The 18,827-nt window shown below is 42.9% G+C and carries 13 protein-coding genes; 8 read left to right on the top strand and 5 right to left on the bottom strand.

Translation table 11 applies throughout. The features are described from left to right. The first annotated feature begins 2 nt into the window (after positions 1-2). From MKY59_RS15840 to MKY59_RS15805, 8 genes are all read left to right on the top strand, one after another. On the top strand, positions 3-803 hold the full coding sequence (locus MKY59_RS15840) for an ABC transporter permease subunit (RefSeq protein ID WP_339272229.1): 801 nt from the start codon (positions 3-5) through the stop codon (positions 801-803). A gap of 572 nt (positions 804-1,375) precedes the next feature. Then, entirely contained in the window at positions 1,376-2,083 is a 708-nt protein-coding gene (locus tag MKY59_RS15835; RefSeq protein WP_339272228.1) for a response regulator transcription factor, read from the top strand. Positions 2,084-2,154: 71 nt separating this feature from the next. Then, positions 2,155-3,507 (top strand): HAMP domain-containing sensor histidine kinase, encoded by a 1,353-nt coding sequence (locus MKY59_RS15830; RefSeq protein ID WP_339272227.1) that lies wholly within the window; start codon positions 2,155-2,157, stop codon positions 3,505-3,507. A gap of 114 nt (positions 3,508-3,621) precedes the next feature. Continuing rightward, positions 3,622-4,341 (top strand): hypothetical protein, encoded by a 720-nt coding sequence (locus tag MKY59_RS15825; RefSeq protein ID WP_339272225.1) that lies wholly within the window; start codon positions 3,622-3,624, stop codon positions 4,339-4,341. A gap of 1,213 nt (positions 4,342-5,554) precedes the next feature. Continuing rightward, a complete protein-coding gene (locus MKY59_RS15820) occupies positions 5,555-7,081 on the top strand; it encodes a nucleotidyltransferase family protein (RefSeq protein WP_339272224.1) in 1,527 nt (508 codons plus the stop codon). Positions 7,082-7,092: 11 nt separating this feature from the next. Further along, positions 7,093-7,476, top strand: a complete 384-nt coding sequence (locus MKY59_RS15815; protein ID WP_339272222.1) for a lasso peptide biosynthesis B2 protein — start codon at positions 7,093-7,095, stop codon at positions 7,474-7,476. Between the two features lie 26 nt (positions 7,477-7,502). After that, on the top strand, positions 7,503-9,269 hold the full coding sequence (locus MKY59_RS15810) for an ABC transporter ATP-binding protein (RefSeq protein WP_339272220.1): 1,767 nt from the start codon (positions 7,503-7,505) through the stop codon (positions 9,267-9,269). After that, the gene (locus tag MKY59_RS15805) at positions 9,269-10,735 is read left to right on the top strand and encodes an ABC transporter ATP-binding protein (protein ID WP_339272218.1); all 1,467 of its coding nucleotides are present in this window, start codon (positions 9,269-9,271) and stop codon (positions 10,733-10,735) included. The genes MKY59_RS15810 and MKY59_RS15805 overlap by 1 nt, the downstream gene beginning before the upstream one ends. A gap of 690 nt (positions 10,736-11,425) precedes the next feature. On the opposite strand, the gene MKY59_RS15800 is transcribed toward MKY59_RS15805, so the two are convergent. The 5 genes from MKY59_RS15800 to MKY59_RS15780 form a co-directional block, all read right to left on the bottom strand. Next, positions 11,426-13,159, bottom strand: coding sequence for an ABC transporter ATP-binding protein (locus MKY59_RS15800; protein ID WP_339272216.1), 1,734 nt, complete (start codon positions 13,157-13,159; stop codon positions 11,426-11,428). 384 nt (positions 13,160-13,543) lie between these two features. Then, a complete protein-coding gene (locus MKY59_RS15795) occupies positions 13,544-14,023 on the bottom strand; it encodes a hypothetical protein (protein WP_236414309.1) in 480 nt (159 codons plus the stop codon). A 233-nt stretch (positions 14,024-14,256) separates the two neighbouring features. Beyond that, positions 14,257-16,791: a WG repeat-containing protein gene (locus MKY59_RS15790; RefSeq protein ID WP_339272214.1), complete on the bottom strand. Its 2,535-nt coding sequence runs from the start codon at positions 16,789-16,791 to the stop codon at positions 14,257-14,259. Between the two features lie 98 nt (positions 16,792-16,889). Further along, positions 16,890-18,266, bottom strand: coding sequence for a hypothetical protein (locus tag MKY59_RS15785; RefSeq protein ID WP_339272212.1), 1,377 nt, complete (start codon positions 18,264-18,266; stop codon positions 16,890-16,892). Positions 18,267-18,282: 16 nt separating this feature from the next. Then, the gene (locus MKY59_RS15780) at positions 18,283-18,825 is read right to left on the bottom strand and encodes a sigma-70 family RNA polymerase sigma factor (RefSeq protein WP_339272210.1); all 543 of its coding nucleotides are present in this window, start codon (positions 18,823-18,825) and stop codon (positions 18,283-18,285) included. Positions 18,826-18,827: the final 2 nt, after the last annotated feature.

Raw genomic sequence — 18,827 nt, 5'->3', positions numbered from 1 at the left:
ACATGAATATGTATCTGAGAGAAATGAAAGCCTATCGAAAATCGCTCATCATTTGGTGCATCGGCGTGTTTTATATCGTTGCGGCCAGCATGTGGAAATTTGGCACGGAATATAGCGGGAACCAGTCCCTCAACGAGCTTGTAACCCAGCTTCCAGCGGCAGTGAAGGTGCTGCTCGGGTTGCGGGGCGCTTTCGACCTGTCGACCACCGCTGGATATTACGGTTTATGCTACTACTATCTAGTCGTGATGGCAACGATTCATGCCGCGATGATTGGAGCTGGCGTAATCGCTAAAGAAGAGAGCGACAAAACGACGGAATTTCTGATCGTCAAGCCGGTTTCCAGAAGCCGGATCTTAACGGCGAAGCTGTCGGCCGGCTTTTCCAATGTTTTGGCGTTAAATATCATGACGGGCATTTCATCGATTCTCATGGTCGGATATTTTAACGATGGGGAGACTTTTGCCAGAGAAATTATGAACCTTATGGCGGGCATGCTCATGCTACAGTCGATCTTTATGGTGACGGGTGCGGGCATAGCGGCGATGGGCAGAAACCCCAAATCCGCTTCTCCACTGGCCATTGTCGCATTATTGATTTCGTTGATGATGGCCAAGATGATCGACATGAATCCCAATTTGGATGGGTTGAAATATTTCACTCCCATTAAATATTTCGAAGCGGAGCAGTTGCTTTTTCAAGGCGGGTTCAGCTCGATTTTCGTGCTGCTGTCCACAATAATCGTCGCTTTGTTGCTCAGAATGACATATGTTTCGTACAGAAAGAGAGATTTGAAGGTGTAGCGGAAGCGGGTTAGGAATCTGCCGGGCGAGCTCGAACAAGGAATAGCACGTCCGTTGCTGCCGATCGTTTAATTAACATCATCGTTAAACAAACGAAGAATGATTGGTCAATTTGGCTACTATTGGATGCAAAAGGGAGACAGCGCACCTAAGGTACAGGTTAGGAACAGCTTCAGCAGGTTGTTCAGGCACTGAAAGAATGGATGAAATTTCAATACAAAAATAAAAAAGGACCGTAAGTGTTCATCTTCCATCGATGAATGCTTTCGGTCCTTTTATGTTTATCTTGTACCTTTATGCCCTGGCAGCATCTTTATAAAAATATCTAATGAACGACGGTATCGGTTTCCGCCTCTCTTTGTTAACGGTTCCGCCGCGTGCCAGAGCGAAGAAGATGAGCAGGGCAAAAATTGAGCCAACGTTGGCTGGAATTATTCGGGTTTATTACAAGTTATGTTGGGCTCAGTGGAATAAACCTCATCTTCCAGTTGGTGGAGGAATCTAAAGTGTCTGTGCTAAGATGAGGGTAAATTATGATTCAAGCTGGGGAACAAGGCTAAAAGGGGTGCACATTGAAGAAAATACTTGTCATTGACGATGAAGTCGCAATCAGAGATTTAATTGAGCTCGTACTGAGAAGAGAAAACTACGTCGTTCAAACGGCTGAGGACGGTAAAATAGCCCTGCAGCTGCTGGATGATTTTGGGCCGGACCTGGTGGTGCTTGACTTGATGCTGCCTGACTGCTCCGGATATGACCTGTGCAAGGAAATCACCGGGAAACGTGCCGTTCCTGTGATCATGCTCTCTGCCAAAAATGAGGTAATCGACAAGGTGCTCGGACTAGAGCTAGGGGCGGAAGATTATATGACCAAACCCTTTGACAATCGTGAATTGCTTGCTCGAATCAAGGTGATTCTGAGAAGAAACGAGAGCAAGGAAGAATCAAGTGAAGGAGCAGAAGTGAAATCTACACGCATCATTCATGAAGATCTGACATTTGATCTGGAAAGCCGAAGGGTGCTGAAAAACGGTGTACCCGTGTCTTTAACGGCCAAAGAGTTTAAAATCTTGGAAACGTTACTCAAAAGGCCAGAGAAAATCTTTACCCGGGATGAGCTGCTGCAGATCGGCTGGGGATATGACTTTATGGGAGACAGTCGCAGTGTGGATATGACCATCATGCGATTACGGAAGAAGCTGGAGGATAATGCGGACGAACCGAAGTATGTCAGGACGATCTATGGATTTGGCTATCAACTTGGAGGTGGCGAGGGCTGAAGTATGCAACCCGGTTACTGCTGAATTATTTATTTTTCTCCGTGCTGTCCTTTGGCATCATCATTTTTGCGGTGAATAAAGCCATCGATTATTACAGCTTCATTACCATTGAAAAACAGATGATGGAGAAGGCGGATCTGTCCGAGCTGTCCTTCCGTGAGGTGTTGAATCAGCATAGATCATCGATAGGAGAGCCACAGACCACAGAAATTGTCAGACTTGCTCTGGAGAAGCTGAAAGCTTCAGGCAGGGAAGTGCGTATCTATGATAGCTCCAAGCAGCTGCTGGGTTTGGCTGTGGATGGCATCATCATTAATGATGGAAAACCTCTTATTTTTGAAAAGAATATTGAGAAAGCGCTGAACGGCAGTTATGCCTACACCGTAACGGAAGATCATTTGCTTTATTTTGCGACACCCATTCAGAATCAATATTACGAAAACGCTTATGTGTATGAGTTCGTGGAGGACATTTCGTACTTTTATGCAATCATGGATCAAATCCGTTATGTCCTGTTTGCGGGTGCAGGCGGATTTATTGTACTGATTACGTTATCCAGTCTGTGGATTGCCCGCAGCACAACCAAGCCGATTAAACTGCTGCTTGGCGCAGTGCAAAGTTTCTCTAGACAAGAGTTTCGAAGAGTTCATCTTAACCGGAAGGACGAGCTGGGCATGCTGGCAGATGGGCTGGATTCCATGGGGCGGCAGCTTCATGATTACATTCAGTACCAGAAACAATTTGTCTCCAACGTATCTCACGAGTTAAAAACACCCTTGGCAGCCATTCGTGGTTTCTCTCAATACTTGTTTGAAGGAGAGAATGAGAACAAGGAACTGCAAAAAATCTATGGTCATCTGCTGCAGGAATCGGATCGGTTGACACGATTGATTAATGAACTGTTGCTGCTATCCCGCTTTGACAAGGCTGGTTCTAACGAACTGGAAGCTCGGAAAACGGAAATGAACGAACTGATTCAGCAAGTGGCAATGAATATGGAAGCGAAGGCTAAGGATAAAGGGATCAAGATTATGTTCAGGGAGGCGGAAGCGGAACCGGAGGATAAGCTTCTGACGAGAGTCCACGCCAACGTGAATCCAATGCTGATGTCCCATGCGATCGCCAACCTTGTGGACAATGCCATCAAATATTCAAGCAGTCCATCGCTAATCGAATTGAAGCTTACACATACGCCAAGCGAGGTAGTTATACGGATACGTGATCAAGGAATCGGTATCGCGGGCGATGAGCTGGAGAGAGTGCAGGAACGCTTTTACCGGGCGAAAAATGCAAGCACAGCGAACGGTTCAGGTCTTGGACTTTCGATTTGCAAAGAGATTGTAGATCGGTTTAATGGATATATCGACATGGAAAGTCAAATCGGGGAAGGAACGACCGTTACGATTGTGTTACCCCGTGCGTAAACATGCGCGTAAATAGTTAACGTTACAAGAGTGATACAATTCTGTTATGAGACTAACAAATGCTTTTTTTATAATCACTTCATAAAGAAGAAATCACACATTTATGGAGGGATCATGATGAAATGGATAAACAAAGCTACAGCTGTTATCCTGCTGAGTATTTTACTAACGATAGCACTGACGGGCTGTCAGTCCAATGGTGCCAAGTCTCCAGAAGCGGCGCAGAACTCGGCTGAAAAAAACACGCCCGACGAATATGCCAAAGACGAAGGGGCATCAAATTCCACTGCGCCTGCTTCAGAAAATTCGGAAGGACAGGATGCTGAAGCTATTAAGGAAGGTTCGATGGAGAAGGAAGGCAATGTGGTGCTGAAAGAGCTTGCTTTTGTCTATAATGAGCACACCATTGCGATTTCGGATACAGCGAATGAAGATCAGATGGAACAGATGCTGGGCAAACCGGATAACCTGAAATCTCATACGTACAGTGCCGACGATGGAACAAACATGGATACGTTAATCGGTTTTACAGAAAAGGTTTATACGTATCCTGGTCTGGAGATTAAAACAATTAGTATACCGGAGGGGAAGCAAGACTCCATCTTTCATATCGAAATTACAGATCCTAAGTACGCGACAGTGCGAAACATTAAAGCAGGAGATAGCCTGGATACACTCAAAAATGCCTACCCTGAGGGGAAACTGCTTGGTGATGGAGCCCCTGATGAGGAGGATGACTTCCGTTACGAGCCATCCAATTATGTGGATGTGATGTCGTTTCATATCAAGGATGCCAAGGTGGAGAGCATTCAGATCTACAGCCTTCTGGACTAATATTTAGTGATCGATGTTGATACCTGCCCGGGAGAGGGGTAGGTATTTTCTCGTTTGGTATCGAGCTGTTGCCATACACAACTTTTTTCCAAGTGATGCACATAATGTCCTTATCAGCATGAACTAATGTCAGGGGACAAGAACATGGTCCTATTGGAAGTCGCTATTTTAGCGGCTTTGTTTATTTTATCGGTACAAGTTCGTGTCACAAGCCAAGGACAAGAACTTGTACCGATTTCCGATTAGATGGATATCTAACATTGAGTACATGCACTTTAAATGACAACTATTAAGTACGATCATATATGTGGACAACTGACACGATGTACGTATTTCCAAACTTGATGGCAACATATATTTTCTCTTTAAGAAAGGAATACGGCTCATGCAGACGCTTGGAGTCCGCTCAAGAATTCGGCGTAAGCATCGCTGTAAATACGGTTCTTCAACCGAAGGGCGTGTTGCCAAAAACCTGTTCAAGCGCGACTTTAAAGCTAACATGAGTCAGCGAAAATAAAATCAACTGGAGTTACAGACCTTTGTGCACGCCTTTAGCAATACAAAAGACGTGACAAGACTGATCATTCACAGCGATCAGGGATTCCGGTAAGACGGAAGGGCTCTATCCTTTTGATATCCAAAATATGGACGAGGCACAGAGGCGAATTGAAACCTATAGCTAGCTTTACAACCAATATCAACACAACGAAAACTAAATAAACTGCCTCCGGTAGCGTTCTGGAAGCAGTTTATAGCCTACCTATATAGGTTGAACTAGACATTATACGATAAAACGGAGAGGGCAGAAAGAATCTGGAGAAGCGGAGCGTTCGCCTGAAAGCTTTCTGAAGGAAAGCTGCGTCGGAAGCATAGGCCTATCACCGGATTTTCCCGTTTAAAAAGGGGATTAAAAAAATCTGGGGATAATAGCAATCGGAAGATGATTCTGACCACGTAGTGACTCCGTGTAAAAATCATTGGTTCAATTTATATAGGGTATTTTTTCAATGTCTATTAAATGGGGGCTTGACCATGGCTCGGGTACGGTTAATTTGATCATGAGTATCTATAGGTTTACTACTAACAACAATATTTTGACAGGTTTTAATATATTTCAACATAAATTAGAATATTTTTGAGCGAATTGAATAACAAATGTACACTAATTCAAACAAAGTGCATAAATTGCAAAAGACAAAAACAGGAGGCAACAATGTCTGATACAAAAATTTATGATTGGTTACAGGGTATGTTTAACTATTATGCAGAAAAGTTTACTGGAGATAAAAGAAACGATGATTTTAGTTTAAGGGTTTTGCTTGCTATTACAAATCACAAACTAGAGGGCCGAATAAATATAGCGGACCTACTGAAAATGAATAACTCTCAAATGCTGACAAAACAATTTATCGCAAGTTTAATGTTTTCGCAACATGAAATAAAAAATACTTTTCAAAGACATCTAGGCGTAATGCAGGAAATTTTCCGCGAATTTGATAAACGAGGTTTACATGATTATCCGATACTCATTAAAGGTTTCTCTGTATTCGGTCTAACAAGAAATAACATTAATTTGAGAAGAAGCGCTGATATTGATCTGATCTATTCAGATCCCCAAATGCTCGAATATATTCTTATAGAGCTGAATTTCCAAAAAGATGAATTTCCTAGCGAGCATGAGTATTGTCGAATGATTAGAGAAGATGCTGCCATTGAAATTCATAAATATGTGTCGATTATTGATTATTCAGAGGATATAAACCAAAAAAAAATCAAGGCATATGAAAATAATAGAAAAATTTTTTTTGAGTACCCAACACTAAAAAAGAATCAAATTTATTATGATGATCTCATTCAAGGAGCACAATTATGTGACCATCTAGGAGGAGTAATTGTACCTGACATACACTATCAAATATTCATTCTCTGTACTCATGTATTCAGAAATTTTGTTAATTCTCAATTCCTCTTTGCTTCACATATTATTATTGCAGAACTTTTTGATATTGTTGATCTTTTGAATCACGAATCATTTCATTTAAAACAATTTAATAAGATTATTGAAGAGAAAGAAGGTCTCACTTCTGTAAGGTTTGTAGGCTACTTAATAGATCAAATGTTTGGAATAAAGGATGTAAACAGAATCTTAGAGTATGGTGCAGATTCTTTAACTGGTGAGGTGTTTCCTAAAATACTTCAATTTTCTGGAGCCATGTACATACCATCCAAGTCAGAAGAATATATATATTATGGTATCGAGGAGTTTGTTAACCATTTAGGAACTGAACCCATTATTTTAAATCAAGGCGGTTCTGAAGTGAGAATTCAAAATATTAATAAATTCAATTCTCATAGTGTTCGACTTATAGATTATTTATCAGTGAAAGTTGAAGAAAAAAAGCTTAACTTGATTATTAAATTTAACGACATAATGCCTGGTCAAAATTGTGATGTATTTGAGATTTTTATTGAAGACAAAAGATGTTGTTTTATAGTTGAAGATCATGAACTTAGAGATGAGGAGAAACCAGAAGGATGTTCTTGGACTTTGAATCAAAAGGAATATATACTAAATATTAAAATTTCAGACCCTCTATTCATTCCTAATAAAAATTGTATAGAACTAGCATTTGTTTTGGGTGCGACTAGATGGGGAACAGGTCCATTAACAACCTTAATACCATTCAGATTGTTAGTTGATCATCCTTTTAGTAGAGCCCCTCATAGTAATAATAGATAAGAGGTGAAATTTTGCTACTAAAACTAGAAGTATTGTTATTGTATTTTTACTTTAAGTTTTCTATTAAACGAGATGGGTATGCAGCAATTGAAAAATATATATCTGAAGTTCAGCAAACAATCAAAATGAACCATCGAAGAATGGATACGAGCCTCATGCGAATTGAAAGGGAAATTGAAAGTATCGTAAGTAAATTAGAAAGAAATAATCCTTGTATATTTAAAAGCATAGTAGCATACAAAATGTTGAAAAAGCGAAGATATCCTGTTGTTATCAAAACCGGTATAAAATTTCCGCCATTTGCTGCGCACGCTTGGGTGGAAGTGTATGGTGAAAGGTTTGTTTACGGAGAGGAAAAAACTTCTAAATATTGTGAAATGAAAACGTACTCATAATTAATAATTTGAGGAGCCCTTCATATATGACTTTCAGGAGAAAATGGATTAATGTGTTGTCTTTTTTCAAGTTTGTTAACGGATATAAGAGTAGGCTGGTCCTGATCCTTATTTTGTTAAGCATTGGGGTGCCCATTTTAGAAGTTTGGATTCTAGATGTAACGAGGGATGTCATTAATCATTTTAATAATTCTGCAGATCGAACAGAGATACTGAGATATATAAAGGTACTGCTTTTATTAATTATAGTCTCGGCTACTGCTAATTGGTTTTTTGCTATAATTATGGGTTGGAACAATTCTAATAATGAGGAAAAGTCGAAAATTCTTGTAATGGATTATTTTGTGAGACATAAGCTAAGTGACTATGATACAGCGGAATTCCAACAAAAGTCCAGTTTAATAAGATATGGCTTGAGTAATTGCGTTGAAAATTTTTTTGTCATTGTTAATGGAGCGATTTCTAGCTTTATTAAAGTTATAGCTTTACTAGCGACGATTTCACTAATCAATAATATTATGCTCACTTTAGTTTTGGTTGTCTTTATTATCCCAATCTCGATTATTAGAGGTTATATCAATCGAACTTCACTTTTGCTAGACTGGCACAATTCCTATAACGCAATAAAGTCAGGGTATTATAAAGGCTTATTACTCAACACAAGTTTAGCTCCTGAAATTATAATGAATGGTTCTTCACGATTTATGTTTAACAAATGGAACCAACATATGTCCATCATTAATGAGCGAGATTACAGGACAGGTATTAAACGATATAAATCGAGTCTATTACTTGGCGTCTTATTGGCTGTAATTATTTCTATTTACATTACAAATGTAACTTTAACAGAAGCTATCACTACAAACCCTGGAGATTTATTTTTGGTGGTAACAGGAGCAATTATAATTATTTTAAGCAGCGAACAAATATTCTCACAAATACAAATGATAGGGTTTCAATGTGACCAATATATGATGTACAAGGATTATATTGTGAACTCTTCCGATAACGACAATATACAAAACAGCAGCATAGCAAGTAATCATGTAACCGAAGAAAATTCAAATGATTTACAAATAAAAAACTTATCTTATTCTTACCCTAAAGGAAATGATATGGTTCTTCAGGATATCACTTTAACGTTCTCAGAGGGGGAGAAAATAGCGGTTGTTGGACCAAATGGTGCAGGAAAATCTACACTATATCACTGTCTAATGGGCCTATTAGAACCTGTATCAGGATCGGTTCGAATCAAAGGTCATGTACCTCACCGGCTTAGTCCAGAAAAAAGGGCATTACTCTTCTCTCCTGTCTTCCAGAGTACACATTTATATAAGGGAATCACTATTATGGAGAATGTAGATCTAGGCCGAGAAGTTGATCTTTCCACGTTTAATCGTTTTTACACAGATTCTGAAAATAATCCGAATCAATTATATGGAGGACATCTTGGAGGAGTTGAACTTTCAGGTGGGCAGATACAGAAGCTGGGTATACTTAAGGGTATTTTAGGGAATGGCATATTAATTTTGGATGAGCCAACTGCTGCATTAGATCCAATAGCTGAACAAGAAATTGTTTCTAAATTGCTTCACCATTCAAAAGATCGTACGGTTATTTTAACAACCCACAGGATGGGCATTACACTTCAGTTTGATCGAGTCATCGTTTTAAATAATGGGGAAGTTGTACAGGATGGTTCTCCAAAAGAATTATTAGAGCAAGAGGGCTTATTTAAAGACATGTTTGAGTCACAAGGACAGATATATCGGACTTTAAGTGAGGTGGACTAATGAAAAATCCTTCGAACACATTTTTTTCAAACAAAATTAGAACTTCAATTTTCCAAAAAAAAGGATTAATCATTCACACCTTCCTGGTAGCAGTTATAGACTCGCTAATACCTGTTGTACAGGTTAGCTTATTGGGATATTTAGTGATGCAGATGCTTAGTGGTACTGATGCAGAGATGATGTTTGTTTTGATCCTTTATTTATTCACTTTTTTTGCACAACACATCGCAGCTTATTTTAAGAACAGAGCTCAGTTGAAGTTGAAACTGGATTTTGCGCAAATCATTGAAGAAGATGTAATTAAAAAGGTAAACGAAACTTCGCTAAACAACCGTTTAGAACCAAAATTTCATGATAGTCTCGCAACAGTACAAAATGCGCTTTCACCAGGACAAATAAGCAATATGATCGTGTTGATGATCGAGAGCCTTATTGTTGTCTTAACGGTGACATTTATAATGGTTAACTTAATCACGGTAAATTTTATAGCACCACTTATCATCCTTATGCTTTTGGTTATCATCTTCCCTCTCCAGATTAAAGCGAATAACAATTACCGCGATCGTGTATTATTCGGCTACGCCAGGGAGCAAAATACGATTAATACACTAGAAAACGACATATTTTCAAGACAGGGATTTATTGAAATGAGCATAATGGGTTATCACAAATGGGTCAAAAAAATCTGGCTTCACAAATTTCGTGCATTAAGAAGAGTAAAATTGAGAGAAAGCATGAAGCTGGAGACGCTAAATCATTTGTTAAGTACGACTTGGCATTTGAGTCCACCTTTGGTCGCAATTATTGTTATTATGAATGATCAAATTAGTATAAGTCAGTTTGTTATTTTATTCGGTTCTATGTATTATCTCATCCCGAGAGTTTTCAGTGCAGCTGAATTATTTACAAGGTTGCAGGAAAGCCTGGGATTATTTCGTAAAGTGTCAGCATTTATGGAGGAAGATAGCCCGAGGGCAAAACATGTGTTTTACCCAGCTACTGAGCCTCAATATGTCCAGTGCAATGATGTTTCTTATGCATATCCCAACCAAACCAACACTTTAATCAATGTAAATCTTAAATTTAGTAAAGGTGATGTAATATGTATTGTTGGGGAAAATGGGTCTGGGAAATCTACGTTAGTTAAATTGATATTAGCACTTCTTGATCCTTCAGAAGGGAATATTAAATTCGATGAGCAGTGTAAAGTGCCGAAAGGTAGTGCGTTCTTTCAAAACTTCATTAAATTGAATGAAACCATTAGGGACAATGTTGCCATCGGTAAAGAAGGCACCTCAACAGATGAACAAATTTGCAGGGCATTAAAGGATGCACAGGGCGAATTCGCATTGAAATTAGGAATAGATACTTCGCTTGACGTAGAGCTGGATGGGATTAATATATCCGGGGGTCAATGGCAGAGGCTTGGACTAGCGAGAACTTTTCTTATGGCTTTAGCCTGTTGATTGTTTGATGTCGAGGGACAAGAACATATTCCCATTAAAGTCGCTAATATAGCGGCTTTACGTTACAAATGTTTACTCGCTACATATGTACAAAATACGAGTTTTGTGAAATAGTTATAAAAAATTGATTTTGTTTGGTTTGGCTTGGTTGATTGTTTTTTGAATAATCCGTTCCTTTCCTTTTTCTTCGAAGTTCGATTGAGATTAATGCTTGCCATAAAGAAAACCTGAATCAATGTTTCACTCGGTGTGCATACATTTTGGTAAAAATACTTTTTCGATGTATTCTGGATGCCAAAATTTTCATCCAACGATCACCAAGAAATAATTCTTCATAGTTTTCCCGATTATATGGATAAATGTACCTTTCTATAAATATTACCCCCGAGAAATTTTTCATTCTATATGGATAAATATGATAATCGTTGTTGTGATATCTCTTGATGCTGTTGTCTAAATAGTCGTGCTAAAATTCTAACCAATCTTCTGTGTTGGGTCCAAGAATACTTCCCACTAATTTAGAAATCGCTTGCAAAAAAGGAATCAATCTGGCTATAACCTATATGTTTTCTCCAAAGTACACTCGGTCCGCAGCAGCTTCTTTATTGCCGAGGACTTCCGCAACAAATTACGAAAATCCTCGGCTTTGCACATCCTTATTTCATCCGATAAATCCAGGCTGCCTAAAACTCAATATAATGAAGCAGACGCACCGGACTCCATGTCTTCCTTCCCCTGTTTGTTCCAAAGCTCCTTAAACATTTCGCAATCGCGAATCAATTCGTCGAAACGGCCTTCCGCGACAATTGAGCCTTGATCCATGACGACAATCTTATCGACGTTTTGAACAAAGTTTAACCGATGAGCTATGATGAGGATCGTTTTGCCGCGGAACTCCCTCAGCATCAGGTCCATCATGCGCTGCTCCGTAATATTGTCAAGTGCGGATACCGGTTCATCCAGAATCAACACGTTTCGGCGTTGAAACAGCACACGGGCAAATGCCAATCGCTGGCGTTCCCCGCCGGACAGCTTCAGTCCTTTTTCGCCGACCAGCGTATTTAATCCGTCCGGCAGCTTCCGGACTTTTTCCTTTAGATCTACTTTATCCAAAATGGCATAAAGTTCCTCGTCCGTGGCAGGGTGATCGAAAGCGATATTGCCTCGAATCGTTGCATCGAAGATCGGGGAGTCCTGAGACAAATACGAAATATGGCCATAATAGCTGTTCAGGTTTACATCATCGATATCGATGCCGTCCAGCAGGAGCTCGCCTTCTTTCTTTTTCAGCAGACCGATGATCAGTTTGATCATGGTGGATTTTCCCCCTCCGCTCAAACCAACGAGCGCCACGGAAGTTCCTGAAGGAATGGTAAGCGAAACATCATGCAATATGCGGGTGCTCCCATAGTCAAAGGAAACGTTTTTGAATTCGATTTCTCCCTCCAATACGTGTACTTCACGACCGCTATTCAGATTTCGATCCTCCGTCGCCTCAATGAAATCCTGAAACCTGCGATAGGTCACCCGATTCAAGCGATAGTCCACAAACAGCACGTTGAAAATGGCGATCGGCGAATAGATTTTCTCAATGAACATGAACAATGCAACAATCACGCCGATGGAAGATTCACCTTGAATGACGCTCTGGATGCCTACAATCAGAATAATCATTTTAATGATCGTGACGAACAATTCAAAAATCGTGAAAAAAGCTTCATGGATCATGCGCATGCTCGCGCTTTGTTGAATCATTCGACGAGCCGAAGCGCTTAGCTTGGCCAGCTCTGTTTCATACCTTTTATTTGTGCGGAACACCACAAGCTCCATGAATCCGCGTATGGAATGACGGGACATGGACTCCTGCTGACGAAGAACGGCCTCTTTCATGCGGTACAACAATTTCAGGATCAGGTTGGTCACGATAAAAATGACGACATAACCTGCAGCAATCGCCAACATAATCCGTGCGTCATAAAAGCTGATAAACAACAAGCTGAACAATAAGGTCGGCAGCAGCTCATGCAACGTTTTCAGAAAAAAACCGTATATGATTTCATTACCGGCTTCCGCCCCGTTTTCGATCACTTTGATCATCTGGCCGGTCCCCAGGTTCTGATAAGCCTGATAGTCCATTCGCGAGATTTTGGACAACGCCATAATCTTCAGTTTTTCGGTAATGCTTTTGGACAGATGCACGCTTGGATATTCATCGACGTAATTCAGGATGACCATCCCGCCAAGCAAAAGCCCGTAGATCCAGATGTGATCCATAATTTCGTCAAAATGCCGAACCTGAACCGCCAAATCCAGCACCTTCTGGAAGTATACAATCCCCAAGCTGCTGAGGAACTGAATACCGCAACCGATCCCTATATAGATAAGTATCCACCATTTCAACTGACGCAGACACGTTTTTAACACAATACTCATACCCCTTATCTTTTGAAAATAGAAAAAGCCAGCACACCCGTGACCGATGGCAAACAAAGAGAACGTTCTTATACAAACGTCTCCTGTTTCCACCCGTTGTCGGTGTCCTGACTTTCACTCAATGAATGCCTGGCACCGTTCAAAGCTCCAGTTCGTGGATCAAAAGGGCAGACCACCCCCTTGATAGCCGGTACGCGTTTTGACCCGGCCCGAGAACTAGTTACTTCGAACGATACGGAATGACATCCACTTCACCTCAATTCAATAGATAAATCCCATTATATCCCTCTCGCTAGCGCAATTCAATGCATTTCACGCAAATCCTCTCCCGATATGACCAATCACCCACCATTAGCAGCCTGGATGTTCCATACATCACTTCATCACGGGTTGATTACGCTGATTACGTTCGTCCACTGCCACAGGTTTATGCCAAACCCAATACTCCAACAAGGCATACACCAGCCCTGCGATCGCAAAAAGCCAGCGTGACGTACTCTGGTTCAAATCATATCCGGTAACAAAATAATCGCTGTACAACTGATGGAAGATCCATCCGCCTCCCCATCCGCCAATCCCCGTGTAAATCATGGCTCTTACTGCAACAATTGGAATCCATCTACGCATGACCCAAGAAAACGGAAACGCCACCAGCATGTAAAATGCCGCCACATAATGACCGAAGGCAAACAGCATTAAAAGAAAATACATGTTCCCTGCATTCATTAAGCCATAGTATTCCGTGGTCCCGATTTTCATGCCCTCAATGGCTTCCAGCGCAAAGGCAGCTCCGAATGCAGCAATCATGAAACACAAACCTTGCAGCAGAAAACGCCGAACGATACTCCCTGCCATTTTTGAAATCACCTCAAATGAATAAACGCCCACGGCCCGAAAATAGTTACGTCCCTACGTACCGTTACATGGTTAAAATGTACGACGGCGACATGGGGGCTAACGTTCACCTGTTCACTTCTTCCACCGGTGCGCGGTGCGGTATCGATGAAGTCCGAGCAAATCGGCGGGAGCGACGATGTTCTGACCATACCAAAAAGCCATATGTTCATATGGCTTCACGGATTTTGATTTTATGGATGATACAGCGTCGGTTCAGGCGCGTGAAAAGCTCTCCAAAACGAGCCCTCGGTATCAATGATCTCACGGATCTGCGCGAATGGAATCGTGAAGGTCGGGAATCCCGCCGCATATGGGGCAATTTCGTAAGGCGCAAAATAAACATGGAGCGCGTCCGCAGTAACAAAAAACGGCTGATCGGGACGGATGCCCTTATACGTATCGGGAAACACATACGAATATTGCGGATCATTTTTAATCTGTTCACCAACGATGTCGCTGAGTACCTTGACATAATCGCTGTCGGGTTTAAATAGATCCTTCAGTTCATACATTTCCCCGGTATCGAGATTGATGATGGCGTAGACCATGGTCGGCATGCCATGAGCGGCGCCAAACGGATAATTGTAACCGGTAAGCTGCAGCTGCAGGAGCTTATATTGATAAAAGGTGATGTCGAAATCGCCCGTATAACTATAATCAAGCTTCTGGTCAGAAGGAATCGGTTTTATCCCGGACATCGCTTTGAGTTTGGTATTGACGTCCTTTTCAACGGCAGGACTCGAAAAGCCTTCGACCTGCGGGTAATACACAAAGTAGTCCGGATTCGGATTGAACTGCCGCTCCACGACGCGAAACGGCGGACGAAGCGGAACGACGGTATTTTGCTTCCAAATGGTCTGCCCTGCCCTGTTCACATAAGACAAGCGTTGCTGGACGAACACCCGGATGAGATCAGGCTCCAATACCTCCAGCGTTCCGGCTCCTTCAACACGTGGATATCCCTCGGCCGGCTGGCCGTTCAGTTGGATCAGAAAGGTATGTTTGCCGTCGGTTACGGAAGCAAGCCCATGCTTATAATCCTCCACGCCCGTATACACAAACTTGGTTAGCCTGCGGCCATCCGCATTTGCAATCGCATAAACGGAGCCAAGAAACGGTTCTTCCGCCTTGATCGCTTTGCCCAGCGCAAGCCGGTGTTCACCCAAATCCCGAATGTCGTTATACGAAGGCTGGACGATATATACCCCCTGCGGGTCAATGACGCCATACTTCCAATTGGAATCTTCTGCAATGCTTACGATGGCACGCCCGTTTTTAAAAGGAAATGCCGTATTGAATTTGGGCTCGATGCGGATGCGCCCCTGTTCGTCGATGTAACCGTAAGGACCGGACAATTCCTGCTGAAACGAAAGCAGCCCTTCTCCAAGCGGTCCGACATAGGCGTATGGATACACGGCCAATTTTTGTCCACGTTGATCGATCAGGGCGTATTCCCGTTCTTTCGTCTGAACGACAGCTTTACCTTGCTGGAAATCACCCGCAGCCATAAATTGGGCCGGAATGGCGACTTGACCGGATGCATCCAGATAACCGTAACGAATCTCGCTCGTATTCGCTTGGCCTTGAATGGATTCGTAAAATACAGCCCGGCCATCCTGCAAATCGCCGATATACGGATAGGCTCTGGAAGTGAGCACGCGTCCTTGTTCATCGATCATGTTAAAGCCTTGGGCGTCAATGGCATTTGCCCGGCCTTCCGAAAAAGGATAGATCGAATCATAAACCGGTTGAACAACAAACCGCCCCTGAAGATCGATTATTCCGGCTTTGCCACGACTCTCAACGACGGCCAACCCGTTGGGTTGGAAAGCCTCCGCCTGATCGAGCACGGGTTCCAAGCGGATACGTCCGTCAGCGTCCATATATCCCCACTTGGTACCGTTGGTCGTCCGGACCGAAACGGGATACAGCCACGTCAATGCACGCTCATGGTGGCCATGATGGCCAAGCGCTTGTTTAATCTGTTGCTCCAGTGCCAGAAGCGCCGCTCTCGAAGGATAAGGCTGATCGAAGCTAAGGGCCTTTTGTACCGAAATAAGCGCTGCATGCCATAACCCCGCCCGATACTGCGCTTCCGCCAAATAACTCCAATAGAACGGATAATCCGGATGCTGGCGTACCAACTGTTCATAATATTGGACCACTTTTGGAAAGTAATACGGGTAGATGTCCGGGGCCGATACCCAGTGCTGGTGATCCCAGCGAACGACATCTACTCGGTATGCCTCTCCGGTATCATGCACCCATAATGCGATTTCGGCTTTTCCATCTCTTCCGTGTTGGCCAGGCATATCCATAATTTCAGCCATGCTGTAGACCATGTCCTCTGGCGCGAGATCCGTCAGTCCGGATTCGGTCCATTCATAGACGGACAATTTGGACCAGATCGCTCCGATCTGCCATCCTACGATCAAGTTGTTTCGTGCCGTGGAAGTAACTTGTGCGGCTGTAAGAAGCGTAACGCCATAGCCCATGCCTTTCGTCAAGGACATTTTAACCCACTTGCCTGCGATAAACGTCAATACAAGCAGCATCAGCTGCCCGTCCTGCTCATATACGGCCGCAATTTCCGGCGAGCCGTCCCCGGTAAGGTCTGCCGCATAGACAGCCGGGTGTTTGACCGGTTTCTCGATCGTGACCATCGTGGCTCCTGCCGGGAGCTGTTCATTCACAATTTGAATCAATAGCGGTTCGCTCATGGACATGCCTGTTTCCTCCCTTATGTCCGCGTACGCCTATCGTATGCGGGATAAGCCAGGATATGACATTTGCTGTTTAATTTTCTCGCAGCGTTTCCTCTTTTTTAATCGTGCAGCGGAACGGATATTCCGTTCAAAATAAGCTCCCTAACGTGGCTCACGGGGATCGTTTCGGTTGAGATCCATTTGACGATTTCCTGATCCAACTGCACAAACCCTGAATCGGCCTCAATGGTTGTTCCGTCCTGTATAACAATTCGCAGATCGAGGTGCTCCGAATCGATTTCAGATAAATCCCCTGTAAGCGTCACGCCTAACTCAGAGACTTCCACGTTCAAGGGCCCTGAATTTGAATGAGTAGAGGCATGCTGGAGCGCTGCCTTTTTCTTGACGGTGCTCTGCTTCAAATCAAACGTGGTCTTCCACGTTCCCTTCACGAATGCATCGTAACTGGTGAACTTTCCTTTCAAATGAAGGTGCTGGAGCTCGCGAATATCCGGAATATCGAAAATATACTCCTCAAAATCCCCACCCATTCGAACGCCGTCTTTTTCATATGAGCCATAGCTGATGGAAGACAAGGGAATATCCTGCTCCTGTCCCTGGTCGTCCACAAAGTAAAAATAGCCATGATTATAGGTGCCCATTTCAGCATCTGGATTGATCTGAATATGCAGTTTGCCATTAACCATTCCTACGTTGGAAATATACATCCACTCCAGGCCCGGCACGGGAATATGCATTTGATCTGGCTTAAGTACAGGGATCGTGGATTGACTCGTGATTTCATCATACTGCGGTCCTCCCCCTCCGCTAATCCAATCTTTCATTGGATCCAAGGTGATAATGGAGTCTTCTGTTTGTTGTTCCAACAATGCGGACCAGTTCAAATCCACGTCAATATCTTCATTCGTTTGTGCACCAGTCAGGAAAGAACTGATCTTAACCGTAATTCGGTCTTTGAGATGTTCCCCTTGGACCAGGAATCGAACAATGGCTTTTTTCGTTGTTTCATCGTAATGGACCAGCTGTGCATTGTGTGCCCGGCCACCAGTCACACTGAAATCATAGACATCGAGCGTATCGGTTACGCGATGGCCTGTTAGATCTGTAAGGGCGACATATATTTCAGCCGTATCTCCGTCGCGAACCGCACCCAGTATATCCATGCGGATGCCTTGATCCTCGCTGGAACGGTTTACGGGAGACAAGATGTCCAAACGGCTTTTGTCCAGGAAATGCAGAACGGCTGACAGATCAACGATGTTCATGGCCGCCGCGGCTCCAGTAAGTACGCCGATCGAAAGGATCGCGACGATGGGGATAGATACGGCTTTACGCATTCGCGTTCGGCGGAGGGTCGGCTCTTGTTGTTCATGGGTCTTGTCGGGTAACAATCCGGCCTCATCGGTTTTTTCATAAAACCTTCGTTTGATGTTTGCCAGGTTACGTGCGGTGAATGGTTGATTCGGATTGGACATGAAAATCACACCTCCTTTATTTTCGATTTTCCCACCAAGTGCGGAGTCGCTGTTTTGAACGGTATAGCTTGTTATGTACCTGTCTAAGCTGCAAAGACATGGATTCCGATATTTCGCCGGGCTTCTGATCGTCATATAATCGGCGTTTCATAATTTCCCGGTCGGGTTCCGGAAAAAGGTCTATCATTTGTTCCAGTTCTTCCCGATTTTCTTGACGGATGACTTGAGTAAGCACGTCCGGGCTGGACTGAAAATGAATTTGTTCCTCGTATTTGGCTTCTTTGGCCCGCATCAACTTGCGATAACGATCAATCGCTTTGCGTTTGGCCACCATCGCCAAGTAATTTTTCAATGAACTTCTCTCCGGGTCATAGGCGTGCGGGTTTTGCCAAAACGCAAAAAAAGTGTCTGCCACACACTCTTCAACTTCTTCTTCAGGTGCTAACCGCAAAATGGACCGTACCACGTTCCACAGCAGACCAGCGTATTCGTTCATCAGACTTTCCATCACATTTGCATCACGCCTGACGATGGCATCCCGTATGTTCTGATCTGTCATCG

It is taken from the genome of Paenibacillus sp. FSL W8-0426, assembly GCF_037969725.1.
GTDB classification, from domain to species: Bacteria; Bacillota; Bacilli; order Paenibacillales; family Paenibacillaceae; genus Paenibacillus; species Paenibacillus hubeiensis.
The sequence above is the reverse complement of the archived record's forward strand: the minus strand, read 5'-3'. Positions and strand labels throughout refer to the sequence as shown.

Excerpts from the sequence above, each read along its gene's own strand:
- MKY59_RS15840 (WP_339272229.1), top strand. The coding sequence starts at position 3 with ATGAATATGTATCTGAGAGAAATGAAAGCCTATCGAAAATCGCTCATC.
- MKY59_RS15825 (WP_339272225.1), top strand. The coding sequence starts at position 3,622 with ATGATGAAATGGATAAACAAAGCTACAGCTGTTATCCTGCTGAGTATT.
- MKY59_RS15820 (WP_339272224.1), top strand. The coding sequence starts at position 5,555 with ATGTCTGATACAAAAATTTATGATTGGTTACAGGGTATGTTTAACTAT.
- MKY59_RS15810 (WP_339272220.1), top strand. The coding sequence starts at position 7,503 with ATGACTTTCAGGAGAAAATGGATTAATGTGTTGTCTTTTTTCAAGTTT.
- MKY59_RS15805 (WP_339272218.1), top strand. The coding sequence starts at position 9,269 with ATGAAAAATCCTTCGAACACATTTTTTTCAAACAAAATTAGAACTTCA.
- MKY59_RS15795 (WP_236414309.1), bottom strand. The coding sequence starts at position 14,023 with ATGGCAGGGAGTATCGTTCGGCGTTTTCTGCTGCAAGGTTTGTGTTTC.
- MKY59_RS15790 (WP_339272214.1), bottom strand. The coding sequence starts at position 16,791 with ATGTCCATGAGCGAACCGCTATTGATTCAAATTGTGAATGAACAGCTC.
- MKY59_RS15785 (WP_339272212.1), bottom strand. The coding sequence starts at position 18,266 with ATGTCCAATCCGAATCAACCATTCACCGCACGTAACCTGGCAAACATC.
- MKY59_RS15780 (WP_339272210.1), bottom strand. The coding sequence starts at position 18,825 with ATGACAGATCAGAACATACGGGATGCCATCGTCAGGCGTGATGCAAAT.